This window comes from Streptomyces ureilyticus, from assembly GCF_011045025.1.
Classification (GTDB): Bacteria; Actinomycetota; Actinomycetes; order Streptomycetales; family Streptomycetaceae; genus Streptomyces; species Streptomyces ureilyticus.
In genome coordinates, this window is sequence record NZ_JAAKZX010000012.1 from 1 (window position 1) to 14,285 (window position 14,285).

The window sequence follows — 14,285 nt, forward strand, 5'->3', positions numbered from 1 at the left end:
TCCCAGTTGAGGAGGTTGACGCGGGTGGCCTTGTCGGTGGGGGTGGCGGGGGTCTCGGAGGTCTGGCGGTCGCGCAGGGCGTGGAAGTTCTCCACCGCGATCGGGGCGGCGCCGCCGGAGGCCTCACCGAAGGGGCCGGAGCCGCCCATGCCGGGGCCGCCCTCGTAGTCCAGGCTGCACTCGGTGGCCAACTCCTCCAGCTTGTGGGCCTGTTCGGCGTGGGCGGGCGGGATGACATAGCGCTCGTCGTACTTGGCCAGGGCCAGCAGCCGGTACATGTCGTAGATCTGCTCGCCGCTCATGCCGACCGACTTGGGGATGGTGTCGTTCGGTTCGCGGCCGAGGTTGATGTCGCGCATGTACGCGCGCATGGCGGCCAGGCGGTGCAGGACCGCGTCCACCGGGGCGGGGTCCCCGGCGGTGAAGAGCTGGGCGAGGTAGTCGACGGGGATGCGCAGGGAGTCGACGGCGGCGAAGAGGTTGTGGTGGTTCTCGGCGTCCTGGCCGGTGTCGCGTACGGCGTCGACCACCGGGGACAGCGGCGGGATGTACCAGACCATGGGCATCGTCCGGTACTCCGGATGCAGCGGCAGGGCCACCTTGTAGGTGTTGATCAGGGAGTGGATCGGGGAACGCTGGGCGGCCTCGATCCAGTCCCGGGGGATGCCCGCCTTCTCGGCTGCGGCGATGACGTCCGGGTCGCCCGGGTCGAGGAAGACCTTCCGCTGCGCCTCGTACAGGCCCGTCTCGTCCGGTGTGGAGGCGGCTTCCAGGACGCGGTCGGCGTCGTAGAGGACGAGGCCGATGTAACGCAGCCGGCCCACGCAGGTCTCGGAGCAGACGGTGGGCAGGCCGACCTCGACGCGGGGGAAGCAGAAGGTGCACTTCTCGGCCTTGCCGGTGCGGTGGTTGAAGTAGATCTTCTTGTACGGGCATCCGGTCACGCACATCCGCCAGCCGCGGCAGCGGTCCTGGTCGACCAGGACGATGCCGTCCTCCTCCCGCTTGTAGATCGCGCCGGACGGGCAGGAGGCGGCACAGGACGGGTTGAGGCAGTGCTCGCAGATCCGCGGCAGATAGAACATGAAGGTCTGCTCGAACTCGAACTTGATCTTCTCGGAGACCTCGTTCAGCAGCACGTCCCGCTCGCTGGTCGCGGCCGATCCGCCAAGGTCGTCGTCCCAGTTCGCCGACCAGGAGATCTTCATGTCCTTGCCGGAGATCAGGGACTTGGGGCGGGCGACGGGGGTGTGCTCCTGCAGCGGGGCGTTGGTCAGGGTCTCGTAGTCGTACGTCCAGGGCTCGTAGTAGTCGTCGAGGGACGGCAGGACGGGGTTGGAGAAGATCTGGATCAGCTTCTTGAACCGGCCGCCCGCCTTCAGTGCCAGCTTCCCGCGTTTGTTGAGTTCCCAGCCGCCCTTCCAGGTGTCCTGGTCCTCGTAGCGGCGCGGGTAGCCCTGGCCGGGGCGGGTCTCGACGTTGTTGAACCACACGTACTCGACGCCGGTGCGGTTGGTCCACGCCTGTTTGCAGGTGACCGAGCAGGTGTGGCAGCCGATGCACTTGTCGAGGTTCATCACCATCGCCATCTGAGCCATACAGCGTCCGATAGTGACTCCGTCACGGGGCATATCAGTACTCCACGTCCTGGTTCGCCCGGCGGCGGATGACGGTGACCTCGTCGCGCTGGTTGCCGGTCGGGCCCAAGTAATTGAAGGCGTACGACAGTTGGGCGTAGCCGCCGATCAGATGGCTGGGCTTGATCAGCAGGCGGGTCAGGGAGTTGTGGATGCCGCCGCGCCTGCCCGAGGTCTCGGTGCGGGGCACGTCGATGAGCCGATCCTGGGCGTGGTGCATGTAGACGGTGCCCTCGGGCATGCGGTGCGAGACGACCGCGCGGGCGGCGACCACGCCGTTGCGGTTGACCGCCTCCACCCAGTCGTTGTCCTTCACGCCGACCTTGGCCGCGTCCTGCGTACTCATCCAGATCGTCGGGCCGCCCCGGGACAGCGACAGCATGAACAGGTTGTCCTGGTATTCGGAGTGGATCGACCACTTGTTGTGCGGGGTCAAGTAGCGGACCGTCACGCCCAGTTCACCAACGTTCCCGAGACGCGGCTCGTCGAACAGCGCGTCCATGTTCAACGGGGGCCGATAGACCGGAAGTTGCTCACCCAGCGCGGTCATCCAGTCGTGGTCGAGGTAGAAGTGCTGGCGGCCGGTGAGGGTGTGCCAGGGCTTGAGGCGCTCGACGTTGACGGTGAACGGGGAGTAGCGGCGCCCGCCGGTCTCCGAGCCGGACCACTCCGGTGAGGTGATGACCGGCACCGGGGCGGCCTGGGTGTCGGCGAAGGTGATCTGCTTGCCCTCGTGCTCGGCCGCCAGGTCCGCCAGCTGCGTGCCGGTGCGCGCTTCCAGGGTGTGGAAACCCTGGGTCGCGAGGTGGCCGTTGGTGGTGCCGGACAGGGCGAGGATCGCCTCGCAGGCGTTCACGTCCCGGGCGATCGAGGGCCGCCCGTCGGCCACTCCCCCGCGCACGGTGCCGTTCTTGTGGCGCAGATACTCCAGTTCACGCTCGACCTTGAAGGTGATGCCCTTGGTGGTGGCGCCCAGCTTGTCCAGCAGCGGGCCGAGCGCGGCCATCTTGTCGGCCACCGCCCCGTAGTCGCGTTCGACGGCGATGAGCTTGGGCATGGTGCGGCCGGGCACCGGTTCGCACTCCCCCGCCTTCCAGTCCCGTACCTCTCCCCGCGGGTTGGCCATTTCGTCGGGGGTGTCGTGCAGCAGCGGCGCGGCGATCACGTCCGTACGGGTGCCGAGGTGGCCAGCGGCCTGGCGGCTGAACTCCTTGGCCAGGGTGTGGAAGGCGTCCCAGTCGGTGCGGGTCTGCCAGGGCGGGGGGATGGCCGGGTTGAAGGCGTGCACGAAGGGGTGCATGTCCGTGCTGGACAGGTCGTGCTTCTCGTACCAGGTGGCGGCGGGGAAGACGACGTCGGAGAAGACCGTGGTGCTGGTCATCCGGAAGTCCAGGGTGAGCAGCAGGTCGAGCTTGCCGGCCGGGGCCTCCTCCCGCCACTCCACGTCACGGGGGCGGGCGTCGGGCGGTGCCTCGGTGGCGCGCACCGAGTGGTCGGTGCCGAGCAGGTGCTTGAGGAAGTACTCGTTGCCCTTGGCCGAGGAGCCCAGCAGGTTGGCCCGCCAGATGGTCAGTACGCGCGGGAAGTTCTCCGGCGCGTCGGGGTTCTCGCCCGCGAACTTCAGCCGCCCGGCCTTGAGTTCGTCCACGATGTGCTCGGCGACCGGTCGGCCCGCGGTCTTCGCCTCGTCGGCCAGGTCGAGCGGGTTGCGGTCGAAGGTCGGGTACGACGGCATCCAACCCATGCGCGCGGACTGCGCGATGACGTCCGCCGTGGACTTGCCCGCGAAGGGGCCCCCTGCACCGGCCGCCGAGAGGGTGTCGGCGGAGAACGGGTCGTAGCGGAACTGGTCGCTGTGCAGGTACCAGTACGCGGTCTGGATCATCAGCCGGGCAGGCCGGTTCCAGTCCGCGGCGGTCGCGATGGCCGAGTAGCCGGTGATCGGGCGGACCTTCTCCTGGCCGACGTAGTGCGCCCAGCCGCCGCCGTTGACGCCCTGGCAGCCGGTCAGCGTCGTCAGCGTCAGAAACGCGCGGTAGATGGTGTCGGAGTGGAACCAGTGGTTGGTGCCCGCCCCCATGATGATCATCGAACGGCCGCCGGACTCCTCGGCGTTGGCCGCGAACTCCCGCGCGATCCGGGCCGCCCGGCCCGCGTCCACGCCGGTGATCGCGGCCTGCCAGGCCGGGGTGTGCGGCTCGGAGGCGTCCTCGTACGAGGACGGCCAACTGCCCGGCAGACCCGGCCGGTTCACCCCGTACTGGGCGAGCAACAGGTCGTACACCGTGGTCACCAGCCGCCCGGCCACCCGGCGTACGGGAACCCCGCGCCGCAACTTTCCCGCGCTGCCGTCCGGCGCGTCGAAGCGGGGCAGGTCGACGGCGACCGGCGCCTCACCGCCGCCTTCGGCGGACAGCAAGGGCCGGGTGTCACCGAGGTCCAGGTTCCACTTGCCGGCGCCGGCCTCGCCGTAGCGGTCGCCGAGGGTTCCGTTCGGCACCACCGGCTGTCCGGTGGCGGCGTCCAGCAGGACGGTGCGGAACTCGGCGTGCTCGGCCGCCGCCTGCTCACCGCCCAGGTCGGTGGCGGTCAGGAACTTGCCGGCTGTGTACGTTCCCATCTCGCCCTCCTCCAGGGCCACCAGGAACGGCAGGTCCGTGTACTTCTTCACGTAGTCGGTGAAGTACGGCGTGGCCCGGTCGACGAAGAACTCCTTGAGGATCACATGCCCCATGGCCATGGCGAGGGCCCCGTCGGTGCCCGGCTGGGCGGGCAGCCATTCGTCGGCGAACTTCACGTTGTCCGCGTAGTCGGGCGACACCGCGACGACCTTCTGGCCGCGGTAGCGGGCCTCGGCCATCCAGTGCGCGTCCGGCGTACGCGTCACCGGCAGATTGGAGCCCCACATGATCAGGTAGCCGGCGTCCCACCAGTCCCCCGACTCCGGCACGTCGGTCTGGTCGCCGAACACCTGCGGCGAGGCCACCGGCAGGTCGGCGTACCAGTCGTAGAAGGAGAGCATCGCGCCGCCGAGCAGCGAGTAGAAGCGGGCGCCGGCCGCGTGCGAGACCATCGACATCGCCGGGATCGGCGAGAACCCGGCCAGCCGGTCAGGGCCGTACTCCTTGATGGTGTGTACGTGCGCGGCGGCCACCATCTCCACCGCCTCGTCCCAACTCGCCCGCACCAGGCCGCCCTTGCCGCGCACCGCCTTGTAGCGGCGGGCGCGCTCCGGGTCGGAGACGATGTCCGCCCAGGCCGCCACCGGATCGCCGCCCAGCCGGGCCTTGGCCTCGCGGTACATATGCAGCAGCACGCCCCGCACGTACGGGTAGCGGACCCGGGTGGGTGAGTAGGTGTACCAGGAGAAGGCGGCGCCGCGCGGGCAGCCGCGCGGCTCGTACTCGGGGCGGTCCGGGCCGACCGACGGGTAGTCGGTCTGCTGCGCCTCCCAGGTGATGATGCCGTCCTTGACGTACACCTTCCACGAACAGGAGCCGGTGCAGTTCACGCCGTGCGTGGAGCGCACCACCTTGTCGTGCGACCAGCGGTCCCGGTAGAACTCGTCCGCCTGCCGGCCACCGCTTCTATGCAGGGTGCGCAGGTCCTCGGAGACCTCCGCCTTGGTGAAGAACCGGCGGCTGCGCACCAGCGCCTCCGCCAGATCGCTGTCCATGCCCGCCCGCGTCTGTTTCCGGCTGGTCTCCGCGCTCACCGTGCCACTCCGCCCCGGGCGCACCGGGCACCCGTTCGAATTGTGATCGGTTCCGGCCGCACCCGACTCTACGACCGCCGTCCCCAGGCGGGTCAACAGCCACACCATGAATAACTCGGGGCTCGGTAAAGATCGCATGCGTGCGAGGCCGGTTACCCCGATTCGACGTGGCCATGCCCGCGTCTGCAAAGCCGGGTACCCCCGCTCGGGGTGAGCGGGGGTACCCGGCTTGCGAAAGTACTGTTCTGCTGGCGCGAGCGGCTGGACCTTCAGGCGGCCGGCCGGAACAGGGTGCTGCCCGCCTTCGCGCGTGTGGCCTCGACCACTTCCCACTCCTCGGTGCTGAGGTTCGCGAGTGCGGCCGGGAAGACGCCGTCCTGCTCCTTGAGGATGTGGTCGCGCAGCATGGCCATCGCCTCCATCAGCCGCTCCGGCCAGGCCGGGTCCGCAGGCATGCCGTCGGCGGCCTCGGCCAGCACCGCCTCGATGCGGCGGTGCTCGGCCTCCAGGGCGGCGATCTGGTCGGGGAAGTCCCCGGCCAGGGCCGGGAACAGACCGTGCTCCTCAACTACGGTGTGCGGACCGAGCACCCGCGCGATCTCCCGGGCGACCTCCGCCATCCGGACCGTCCCGCCCTCCCGGCGGGCGGGCCGGAGGTGGCTGATGAGGCGCACCACCTCGTCGTGTTCCTGGGTCAGTTCGTCGATGGTTTCCAGGGACTGGCAGCCGCAGTACTCGCACACCGGTCTTCTCCTTGATCCTCGACCTGTCGTTGTCGTCCGCTCGCCGTCAGGCAGTGGTGCCCGCGGTGCGGTGCCCGCGCGGGCGCCCGGCCCGCTGCTTCCGCTTGCCGCCCTCGGCAGCGGCGCGCACCCCGGTGACGGTGTACGCCAACGCCGCGGCGGCCACGATGGCGAGCAGCGCCAGGCCGATCGCGTACGACTCATACGCCCCGTACAGCGAGCCCATCACCAGCGGCGGCAGGAAGCCGCCCAGTCCGCCCGCGGCGCCGACCACGCCGGTGACCGAGCCGACCTGGCTGGCCGGGGTCAGCAGGGCCACCAGGGCGAAGGTCGCTCCACTGCCCGCGCCGAGCGCGGCGGCCATGGCCAGGAAGGCGAGGGTGCCCACCGGGGCCAGCGCCGGACTGAACGACTGCACAACCGCCCCGGCCACGACCACCGCCAGCGAGCCGGCCAGCACCCGGGCCGGGCCCATGCGGTCCGACAGCCAGCCGCCCACCGGACGCATCGCCACCGCGAGGAGCACGAACCCGGCCATGCGGTTCGCGGCGTCGGCCTGGGTCAGGCCGTAGCCGGTCTTGAGGTAGGTGGGCAGGTAGACGGAGAAGGCCACGTAGCCGCCGAACGCCACCGCGTACAGCGCGGACGCCTGCCAGGTGATGGGCAGCTTGGCGGTGGCGGCCAGGCGGCGGGCCAGCGGCTCGGTCGGTACCGTACGGCCGGGGGCGTCACGCAGCAGCAGCGCGGCGGCCACCGCGTACACGGCCAGGACCGCGGCGGTGATCAGGAAGGGGGTGGACATGCTGCCCGCGTCGACCAGCTTCACCGTGGTCAGGGCGCTGACGGCGGTGCCGCCCATGCCGGCGCCGAAGACGCCGATGGCCAGCCCGCGCCGCTCGGGCGGGAACCAGGCGCTGACCAGCGGCACGCCGACGGCGAACGCGGTGCCGCCGATGCCGAGGAAGAACCCGCCGACCAGCAGGGCGGCCAGCGAGGAGTGCCCGGCCAGGCCGAGGTAGAGCACCGGCACGATGGTGGCCGCCGACACGATCGGGAACATCACCCGTCCGCCGAACCGGTCGGTCAGCGCGCCCACCGGGATACGGCCCAGCGAGCCGACCACGACCGGCACCGCCACCAGCAGCGACTGCTCGAACGACGACAGGTCGAGGCCGTCCTTGAACCGCGGGCCGAGCGGGCTGAGCAGCGCCCACGCCCAGAAGTTCACGGCGAAACCGACCGTGGCCAGGGCCAGCATCAGCCACGCCCGGCGCGACACCGGCGCGCCCGACGGTGAGCTGCCGCTCTTCGACTTCGACGGCTGGACCATGTTGTCCGTCCCTTTCCTCGTGATGGTGGTACGGCGCCACCGGGATCGCAGGCGTTCCACAGGCCCCTTGCCTGCGGGACGGCGTCCCGTCACCACTGTCCGCTCAGGGGCCGCCCGGAGGCATGGGCCATGAGTCCCTGCCGACGGGCAGACGGTCCCGTGGTGCGGGCCCGACGGTCCCTCCGTACGGCCCCAGGCACCGCGTTGCCCTCGCGGCTCACGCGAAACCACGGCTGCGATCGGCCGTACGCCCGCCCCAAGTGGCCCGGGGGCAGGGCCGACCGGCCCTACCCCCTCGCTGCGGCGGTGCGGACGATGGAGGGATGTTCCAGAACGACGCCATTCGCGCACTCGACCGGCAGGAGAGCCTGCGCCTGCTCGCCAAGGTCCCGGTCGGCCGCGTGGTCTACACCCGGCAGGCACTGCCCGCGGTCCTGCCCATCAACTTCTCCCTGGACACCGACGCCTCCGTGCTGCTGCGCACCTCACCGGACTCGCACCTCGTCCGCGCCATCGACGGCGTCGTAGTCGCCTTCGAGGCAGACGAGTTCGACGCGGCGACCCGGTCCGGCTGGAGCGTGGTCGTCACCGGCCGGGCGACCGTGGTGACCGATCCGGCCGAGCACGAACGGCTGTCGCAGGCCGGCCCCACATCCTGGATGCCCCTGCGGGATGCGGTGTTCGTACGGATCGAGTCCGAGATGGTCACCGGACGGGAACTCAGGGGGACGAGCGGCACGCAGTGAGGCGCAGTCCGCAGCTGGCCTCCGGCCCTCTGGTGCCTGCTGTACGGGATCTGCGGACGCACGGTGGCGCGAAGCAACTCTCAGGACGGGTTAACGGGACCAGCCAAAGACAGCCCGGGCATCCCAGTCGTGCTGCCCGGGACTCTTCGTGGGGCCGTGGCGGTGGCTGTACCGCCCGGTTTCCGGGCTCGACTGCTGGATGTCGAAAGGCAGTGGCGCAGGCGTGGCCACTGCTATCAGTCCTGGTGGTTCCCGGGACCGGTGCGCGGGATGCGCACGGCGAGAAGAGCGAGGTCGTCGTGGCCGTCGCTGGGGTTCTGGTCGGCCAGGGTGCGGCAGAACTCGTCGAGGGGCAGCCCGGCGTGGGCGGCGGCGGTGGCGGTGGCGGTGGCGGTGGCCGCGAGCATGCCCAGTCCGGCGTCCAGCGCGTGCTCGGGGTGTTCGACCAGGCCGTCGGTGAACAGCAGCACCGTGTCCCCGGGCGCCAGCGGATGAGTGTGGTCGGGGCGCGGCAGGCGGGTGTCGACGCCCAGCGGCACGCCGGGTTCGGCCTGCAGGTAGCGGGTGCGGCTGTCGGCGCCGATGACCAGTGGGGGCAGGTGGCCGGCCGTCGACCAGTGCAGGCGCCAGCCGTCGCCGTCGGGTTCGATGCGGGCCAGGCAGGCGGTGGTGACGGGGGCCTCGGTGATGGAGTGCAGGGTGTCGTCGAGCCGGTCCAGGACCAGACTCGGCGGGGAGAGCCGGTCGTACAGCAGCGCGCGGAGCATGTTGCGGACCTGAGCCATGGCGGCCGCCGCCGTCAGGTCGTGGCCCACCACGTCGCCGATGATCGCGGCGCACGCACCGTCCGGGAGCAGCAGAGCGTCGTACCAGTCGCCACCCAGGTGGTGGCCCGGAGCGGTGGCCGCCCGGTACACCGCGGCCGCTTTGAACGGGGCCAGGTCGGGCAGGGTGGGCAGCAGCAAGCGCTGGAACTGCTCAGCGGAGGTACGTACCTGCTGGTACAGGCGGGCGTTCTCGATGGCGATGCCGGCGGCCCCGGCCAGCGCGGTCACGACGGCCGCGTCCTGTTCGTCGAACGGTTGGCCGTCGCGCCGGTCGGTCAGGTACAGGTTGCCGTAGATACGCCCGTGCACGCCGATGGCCACCCCGAGCAGGGTCCGCATCGGGGGGTGCCCCGCGGGGAAGCCGACCGCGTCCGCATGGTGCGGTATGTCATCCACGCGCAGGGGTTCGTGCTTCTCGATGAGGTGCGCGAGCAGGCCGCGTCCGTGCGGGGGGTGGACTCCGGCCAGGTCCTCGTACTCGGTGTCGCTCAGGCCGCGCGGAATGAAGTCCTCAAGGCCCACCCGGTCCTCGTTGAACACGCCGAGGGCACCGTAGCGGGCGTTCACCAGCTGCATCGCGGCGCTCACAATCTGCCGCAGCACCACTGGCAGCTCCAGCTCTCGACTGACCGCCAGCACCGCGTCCAGCAGCGCCTGCACCCGTTCCTGCGCCCGGGTGAGTTGCCTGAACTGCTCGGCGATGCTGCCCAGATCCGCATCCCAGATCACCCCGGGCGCCTTGATCGGGTGCCCCTCGTCGCCGTTCACTGGCACCTCACCCCTTCCGGGATTACACCAGGTACCGCGACCGGATGCGGCCACACGCACACCCTAGAACACCCGACGCCCGCCCACCCCGCCGCGCGAACCGGCGGCCAGGTACGTCACAGCCTGTGGAAACCGATCGGGCCACCAGAAGGGTCGGACGTCCATGCACAGCAGGGATTTGCTCGCGCCTGTCCGCCGTGGATGCCGGGCCGCAGCGCTGTGAGAGACCGCAGCACTCAGCCCGTCTTACTCACTTGCCGACGGTGCTGCGGGACGAACAACGGAGTGCACGGGTCCTCGCGGTGTGCCGGCGCCGTCCGGGCCGTAGCCGAAACGGATCAGCAGCTGCGGATGGCACCGTTTGTCTCGCGGGAGGGCCGTCGCGGCCCGCAGGTCGGACCATTCCATGGCCTGGTGCAGGAGTGAGGTGCGCAGGCCGTGGGCGGTCGCCGTGAGGAGTACGTACTGGAGTGCCTGGCCGGCGCGCAGCCAGTCCTCCCGCTGGTCGCGGGGCGTCCACAACAGGCCCAGCTGGACGTGGCGTTCGAAGAAGAGGGCGGGTCGGCGGAGGGCGGGCAGGGGGCTGGTGAAGTCCCGCATCGGCATCCGTCCGGCTGCGTCCGGCGGGCCGAGGGCGGTGACGGGAATGCCGTAGGAGACGTCCGAGCCGGGGGCGGTGAGCCAGGTGAGGGTTTCGGTGGAGCGTTCCGGGTGTGCGCGGTTGCGGGCCTCGGCTGCGGCGGTCAGGCGCAGCAGCCGCCGGGTTCCGGCGATGTCCGGTAGGTGCAGGCGGGCGTCGGCGGACTGCGCGGCCCTCGCCATCTCCGCCACGATCGGCTCGGGCACCGGGCGGCCGGTGAAGGGCATCCGGCTGGTGTGGCGTCGTGCGATGGCCTCATAAAGGCCCGGGTCGGAGGGCTGGTCGTCCGCGCCGAGCGGACCGGTCAGTCGTACGGCGGCCAGCAGTCCGGGGGTGTGACGGTCCGGCAGCAGCCTCACCTCGGGTCGCCGGCCCAGGTGGACTGCGGCGAGGCGGAGGTTGAAGACCGCGGCGCCCACGGACAGGTACTGGGCGCGGTGCATGGGGTCGGTCAGCGGCAGGGTCCGCTCCGGCGCCGAATGGACCTCCAGCACCTGGCGGTCAGGGTCCAGGCGGAAGCGCCAGGGCTGGGTGTTGTGGATCGACGGGGCCGCCACGGCCGCCGCCAGGAGCGACTCCACGGTGGCTGCGTCCAGCGGGGCTTGGGTGTGCATGATGCCTCCTCTTTTCTTTGTCCCGTTTTCTTTGTCCCGGCCATGGGTCACGTGGCGGGCAGGGCTGTGGCCAGCAGGACGACGCCGAGTGAGCCGACGAGGGAGACGACCGCCAAGGCGCGGGCCAGGTCGGGGCGGCCCTTGGCGTGGGCGATGCCGTGGCCGGCCGCGGCCAGCATCACCAGCACGAAGAGGGCGAGTTTGGTTGCGAGGGTGCGGCCGTAGCCGGGTTCGGCGAGGGAGGCCCAGGTGACGCCCTTGTGCCAGGCCATGGCCCAGCCGGTGGCCAGCTGCACGGGCAGGAACACCGCCCCTGTCAGCATCCCGAACCGGCGGCCCGCCGCGGCGGTGAAGCAGTCCTTGGCCTCCGGGGCGAGCAGATGGCGGGACAGCGGCAGAATCACCAGGGAGAGGGCCAACTGCCCACCGACCCACAAGGCCGCACCGGCCACGTGCGCGAACCGCACCAGGGACCACCAGCCGACGGTGTCCATCAGTCGCTCACCTCCACCATGCCGTGCGCCCCGGCCTCGGCGTGACGCATGTCGTGGTCGACGAAGGCGTAGTGGCCGGCATCGGGGAACGTCGTCTCGACGAATCCGCCCTGGGCCGGGGCCAGGTCCAGCACCTGCGCGCCGCCCGGATCACCGGGCTTGAGCAGGTAGGCGCCCTCCTTGTAGACGGTGTCGAAGACGGTTCCCACGAGGTGGAAGGCGACGCCGTCGCCGGGACCTGCGGCGACCACCCAGAAGCGGGCCCGCTCACCGGCCTTCGCCTTCAGCGGTCGCTGGGCGTACTGGTTGGCGATGCCGTTGAACACCCAGGCGTCCGGGGTGCCTTGGCGCATCTTCGTCACATGGGCGGTGCTGCCCGGGGTGCCGAGGTACAGCTCGGAGGAGACCAGTACGTACTCGTGGTCCACCTTCGTCAGGCCGGGTGGGTCGATGACGATGGCGCCGTACATGCCGTTGCCCATGTGCTGGAGCATCGGTGCGGTGCTGCAGTGGTACAGCCAGGCTCCGGCCTTCTCGGCGCGGAAGCGGTAGACCAGGCGTTCGCCGGGCTGGATGGTGCGCATGGGCTTGTCGGGGGCGAGTGCGCCGGCGTGGAAGTCGATTCCGTGACCCATGCCGTGGTCGTCGTTGACGAGGGTGACCTCGAAAACGTCGCCGACCTTGCCGTGCAGGGTGGGGCCGGGTGCGGTGCCGCCGAAGGTCCACATTTGCTGCTTCACGCTGGGGGCGACCTCCAACGTTCTGCGGGCGGCGTGCAGTTCGACCTTGTGGACCGTCCCGCCCGGCGCGGGGGCCAGGCCGGCGTCGCGTGGCTGCCAGTTGGTGGAGTAGTCGGCGGCGAGGTCCAAACCGGAGTCGTCATTGCCGGCCGCCGATGCGTGTCCCTCGTGTTCGCCGCTGTCCGTTGCCGTATCGCCTGCCGTATCGCCGCCCTTGACGACGATGTCCATGGTCATTCCGGCCGCCTTGTGGCCCGGCAGCGTGCACCACGCCTCGCGGTTCTCGGTGACCGGTCCGAGGTCGAGTGCGCCGGTGTCGCCCTTGGCGAGCATCGGCGTGGCGGGACCGTCCTCGACCTTGAGGTCGTGGCGCTGGGCGTCGGTGTTGGTGACCTTCAGCCGCAGCGCGGTGCCTGCGGCGACCTCGATGCGGGCCGGGCGTATACGCATGTCGGCCAGGGTGACGGCGACGGTTCGGGCGGGCCCGGTCCCGGAGCCCGCACCCGACGCCCCGGCGGCGCTCGCCCGGCCGCCCGTATCCCCGCCGCTGTTGGCCACGAGCACGGCCAGCACGGTCAGTACGGCGCCCGCGGCGGTGCCCCACAGGACGGGGCGCCGTGTCACGCCGACCGCACCTGCCTCCGGCGACAGCCCTCGGCCGCTGCGGACGAGCACGGGCACCGCGAGCGCCAGGAACGCGGCCCCGGCCAGCGCGGCCAGCAGCACGCCGGTCGTCGCGGCCGGGCCGGGCAGCGGGAGTGCCGCCAGCGCGACACCGGTGTTGAGCACCACCAGCCGCGCCGGCCAGCCCCGTTCGAGCAGCGCCTGTACCACCGCCCGGTCCTTGGGGCCGCTGCTGAGGACGACCGGCAGCAGATACGTGAGCGCGCCGATGAGGATCTGGGCGACGAAGCCGACGAGCAGCACAGGGAGCAGAGCGTCGATCCCGTTCTGTGCCGCCGCGAGCGGCCGGGTGACCAGCCAGGCGAGGTCCGCCGTCACCGCGATCAGCAGCCAGCAGGTGGCGGCGGCGAGCATCCAGGCCGCCGCCGCGGAGACGGGACGGTTGCCGCGTACGGTGCGGACGAGGAGGTTGACGGCGAGGGCCGCTCCCTCCACATACAGGCCGAGGCCCGCCGCGGCCGGCCAGCGCCAGCCGAGGGCCAGCGCGGCGACTGCGACGACCAGTCCGCTGCCGGTGAACCACAGCACCCACCGGGACACCTTCGTGGTGCGGTCCTTCATCCGTACGCCCAGCACGGTCGGCCACAGCATGAACAGCGTGCCCAGGACGGGCAGCCCGATCCAGCCGAGGAGGGTGACGTGGATGTGCGCCAGGCGCAGCCCCGCGTACCGCTCGGGCCCGCCGGTACCGCCGGTGGCCAGCAGCCAGCCGAGGACGGCACCGGCGATCAGGGCCACGGTGGCCGCCCGGTAGTAGGAGACGACCGGCCGCAGCCGCCCGCCCAGGGCGCCCCGCCCGAGGCGGACCAGCATCACCAGGTGCGCGGTGGCCACAGCCACCAGCAGCGCGGCGGAGACGGCGGTCAGCACGGGCGGTGCGGTCCACACGCCGATGAGCAGCCCGGCCACGGCGAGGTTGGCGATCACGAGCCGGGCGGTGCTCCAGCGCTCGTCAGGGATCTTCGCGTGCAACAGGGCGACGGCGAAGTGCTCGCTCCAGATCAGGATGGCGGTGGTGACGGCACCGAGCAGGAACATGTGCACCGCCAGCCAGCGGGCCATAGGCAGCGTCTCCTGTGCCGCGACCGCCAGCAGGGCCAGGCCCAGCCACCCCACCACCAGTACGTGGGCGCGCAGATGCCGGGCCCTCACGCCCTGCGCCTTGGGCCTGCTCTGGTATGTGCGGGGCCCGCTCGCGTTGCCGGTCCCGGGAGGCCCACTGGCGATGGTGGTCATGCCATTCCTCAATGCTGGGTGGGAAACCGCGCCCGGCCGCAAGGGACGGCCGGGCGCACGACCGAACCGGGCGCCACGCGCCCGCTGTACGCGCTACACCTGCGGCAGCCA

At 71.2% G+C, this 14,285-nt stretch carries 9 protein-coding genes; 1 reads left to right on the plus strand and 8 read right to left on the minus strand.

The genetic code is table 11. From position 1 onward, the window contains the following. From narH to G6048_RS05950, 4 genes are all read right to left on the minus strand, one after another. A partial coding sequence (gene narH, locus G6048_RS05935; RefSeq protein ID WP_165338379.1) for a nitrate reductase subunit beta occupies positions 1 to 1,598 on the minus strand: 1,598 nt, incomplete at its 3' end. 34 nt (positions 1,599 to 1,632) lie between these two features. After that, on the minus strand, positions 1,633 to 5,313 hold the full coding sequence (locus tag G6048_RS05940; protein WP_165338452.1) for a nitrate reductase subunit alpha: 3,681 nt from the start codon (positions 5,311 to 5,313) through the stop codon (positions 1,633 to 1,635). A 308-nt stretch (positions 5,314 to 5,621) separates the two neighbouring features. After that, positions 5,622 to 6,095, minus strand: a complete 474-nt coding sequence (locus G6048_RS05945; RefSeq protein ID WP_165338380.1) for a hemerythrin domain-containing protein — start codon at positions 6,093 to 6,095, stop codon at positions 5,622 to 5,624. A 46-nt stretch (positions 6,096 to 6,141) separates the two neighbouring features. Further along, the gene (locus G6048_RS05950; protein WP_165338381.1) at positions 6,142 to 7,425 is read right to left on the minus strand and encodes an MFS transporter; all 1,284 of its coding nucleotides are present in this window, start codon (positions 7,423 to 7,425) and stop codon (positions 6,142 to 6,144) included. Between the two features lie 323 nt (positions 7,426 to 7,748). Here G6048_RS05950 and G6048_RS05955 point away from each other — a divergent pair, with 323 nt between their 5' ends. Further along, on the plus strand, positions 7,749 to 8,171 hold the full coding sequence (locus G6048_RS05955) for a pyridoxamine 5'-phosphate oxidase family protein (RefSeq protein ID WP_165338382.1): 423 nt from the start codon (positions 7,749 to 7,751) through the stop codon (positions 8,169 to 8,171). Between the two features lie 236 nt (positions 8,172 to 8,407). Here G6048_RS05955 and G6048_RS05960 read toward each other — a convergent pair whose 3' ends face one another. The 4 genes from G6048_RS05960 to G6048_RS05975 all read right to left on the minus strand — a co-directional run bounded on the left by G6048_RS05960 (position 8,408) and on the right by G6048_RS05975 (position 14,174). Next, positions 8,408 to 9,766, minus strand: a complete 1,359-nt coding sequence (locus G6048_RS05960) for a PP2C family protein-serine/threonine phosphatase (protein WP_408056116.1) — start codon at positions 9,764 to 9,766, stop codon at positions 8,408 to 8,410. 246 nt (positions 9,767 to 10,012) lie between these two features. Beyond that, on the minus strand, positions 10,013 to 11,020 hold the full coding sequence (locus tag G6048_RS05965) for an Acg family FMN-binding oxidoreductase (RefSeq protein WP_165338383.1): 1,008 nt from the start codon (positions 11,018 to 11,020) through the stop codon (positions 10,013 to 10,015). A gap of 47 nt (positions 11,021 to 11,067) precedes the next feature. After that, the gene (locus G6048_RS05970) at positions 11,068 to 11,514 is read right to left on the minus strand and encodes a hypothetical protein (protein WP_165338384.1); all 447 of its coding nucleotides are present in this window, start codon (positions 11,512 to 11,514) and stop codon (positions 11,068 to 11,070) included. After that, positions 11,514 to 14,174, minus strand: coding sequence for a multicopper oxidase domain-containing protein (locus G6048_RS05975; protein ID WP_165338385.1), 2,661 nt, complete (start codon positions 14,172 to 14,174; stop codon positions 11,514 to 11,516). The genes G6048_RS05970 and G6048_RS05975 overlap by 1 nt, the downstream gene beginning before the upstream one ends. Between the last annotated feature and the right edge of the window lie 111 nt (positions 14,175 to 14,285).

Excerpts from the sequence above, each read along its gene's own strand:
- G6048_RS05940 (WP_165338452.1), bottom strand. The coding sequence starts at position 5,313 with ATGGACAGCGATCTGGCGGAGGCGCTGGTGCGCAGCCGCCGGTTCTTC.
- G6048_RS05950 (WP_165338381.1), bottom strand. The coding sequence starts at position 7,425 with ATGGTCCAGCCGTCGAAGTCGAAGAGCGGCAGCTCACCGTCGGGCGCG.
- G6048_RS05955 (WP_165338382.1), top strand. The coding sequence starts at position 7,749 with ATGTTCCAGAACGACGCCATTCGCGCACTCGACCGGCAGGAGAGCCTG.
- G6048_RS05965 (WP_165338383.1), bottom strand. The coding sequence starts at position 11,020 with ATGCACACCCAAGCCCCGCTGGACGCAGCCACCGTGGAGTCGCTCCTG.
- G6048_RS05970 (WP_165338384.1), bottom strand. The coding sequence starts at position 11,514 with ATGGACACCGTCGGCTGGTGGTCCCTGGTGCGGTTCGCGCACGTGGCC.
- G6048_RS05975 (WP_165338385.1), bottom strand. The coding sequence starts at position 14,174 with ATGACCACCATCGCCAGTGGGCCTCCCGGGACCGGCAACGCGAGCGGG.